3 protein-coding genes are annotated in these 1383 nt (G+C 74.4%); all 3 read right to left on the reverse strand.

Features of this window, described 5'->3' with window-relative positions; all coding sequences use genetic code 11:
• Nucleotides 1-579, reverse strand: a 579-nt coding sequence (locus AC2W7G_RS16355; protein WP_485869370.1) for a cobyrinic acid a,c-diamide synthase CobB, incomplete at its 3' end; no start/stop codon positions are given.
• Nucleotides 573-1187 (reverse strand): cob(I)yrinic acid a,c-diamide adenosyltransferase, encoded by a 615-nt coding sequence (gene cobO, locus AC2W7G_RS16360; protein WP_485869371.1) that lies wholly within the window; start codon nt 1185-1187, stop codon nt 573-575. The genes AC2W7G_RS16355 and cobO, both read right to left, overlap by 7 nt.
• Nucleotides 1187-1383: hypothetical protein (locus AC2W7G_RS16365; RefSeq protein ID WP_485869372.1), on the reverse strand; the 197-nt coding region annotated here is incomplete at its 5' end. The genes AC2W7G_RS16365 and cobO, both read right to left, overlap by 1 nt.

Here is a 1383-nt window from a genome sequence, read left to right on the forward strand (position 1 = left end):
CCCCAGGTGGCGCGAAGGGGCGCTGACGCCGTGGTCGCGCTGCAGCACGCCGAGCACCGGGATGCCGGTGCGCTCCACCGCCGCCCGGGCCTCGGCGGCGTGCCGGGGCGAGCCGGCCTTGTTGAGGATGACGCCGGCCACGGTGACGCCGGGCTCGAACGTCGCCATGCCGTGCACCACGGCACCGACGCTGCGCGAGGCGTGCGAGACGTCGACGACGAGCACGACCGGCGTCCGGGTCAGCGTCGCGACGTGCGCGCTGGACGCGAAGCCGTCGCCGCCGATCTGGCCGTCGAACAGGCCCATGACGCCCTCGACGACGGCGACGTCCGCGCCCCGGGCCCCGTGCAGCAGCAGCGGGACCATGAGCGACGGGTCGGTCAGGTGCGGGTCGAGGTTGCGGCCCGGCCGTCCGGTCGCCAGCGCGTGGTAGCCCGGGTCGATGTAGTCCGGGCCGACCTTGTGGCCGGAGACCGCGTGGCCCCGAGCGGCGAGCGCGGCCATGAGCCCGGTGGCCACGGTCGTCTTGCCGTGCCCGGACGCGGGTGCGGCCACGAGGACGCGCGGCAGGCTCACCACTCGATGCCTCGCTGGCCCTTTTGGCCCACGTCCATGGGGTGCTTGACGTGCTGCATCTCGGTGACCAGGTCGGCCACCTCGAGCAGGCGCGGGTCGGCGCGGCGTCCGGTGACCACGACGTGCTGGGTGCCGGGCCGGTTCGCGAGGGTCTCCACGACGTCGTCGACGTCGACCCAGCCCCACTGCATGGGGTAGGTGAACTCGTCCAGGACGTACAGCCGGTGGCGCTCGGCCTGGATGCGGCGCTTCACCTCGGCCCAGCCCTCGGCGGCGTCGGCGGCGTGGTCGGCCTCGGTGCCCTCCTTGCGGCTCCACGACCAGCCCGAGCCCATCTTGTGCCACTCGATCGGGCCGCCCTCGCCGGTCTCCTCGTGCAGGCGGGCCAGGCGCTCGAGCACGGTCTGCTCGCCGATGCGCCACTTGGCCGACTTCACGAACTGGAAGACGCCGATGTCCCAGCCCTGGTTCCAGGCCCGCATGGCCAGGCCGAAGGCGGCGGTGGACTTCCCCTTGCCGTCGCCGGTGTGGACCATCAGCAGCGGGCGGTTGCGACGTTGGCGGGTGGTGAGCCCGTCGTCGGGGACGACGAGCGGCTTGCCCTGCGGCATCAGGCCACCCCCTCGCGCGGCGCGGTCGCGGCCTGCACGACGGAGGTGAGGCCGTCGGCGGTCACCTCGCCGAGCGGGACGTGCTCGGCCCCCAGGTGCTGGGCCAGCTGCCCAGCCAGGCCGAGCCGGGAAGCGTCCGGTCTCGCAGTCGACGACGTGCTCTGCACGCCGCCCGCGGCCAGGTGGCGTGGCAGCG

It is taken from the genome of Aeromicrobium sp. PFPM2_SD2 (assembly GCF_057364525.1).

Bases quoted from the DNA above. Each gene is read 5' to 3' on its own strand.
- cobO (WP_485869371.1), bottom strand. From the start codon at position 1,187: ATGCCGCAGGGCAAGCCGCTCGTCGTCCCCGACGACGGGCTCACCACC.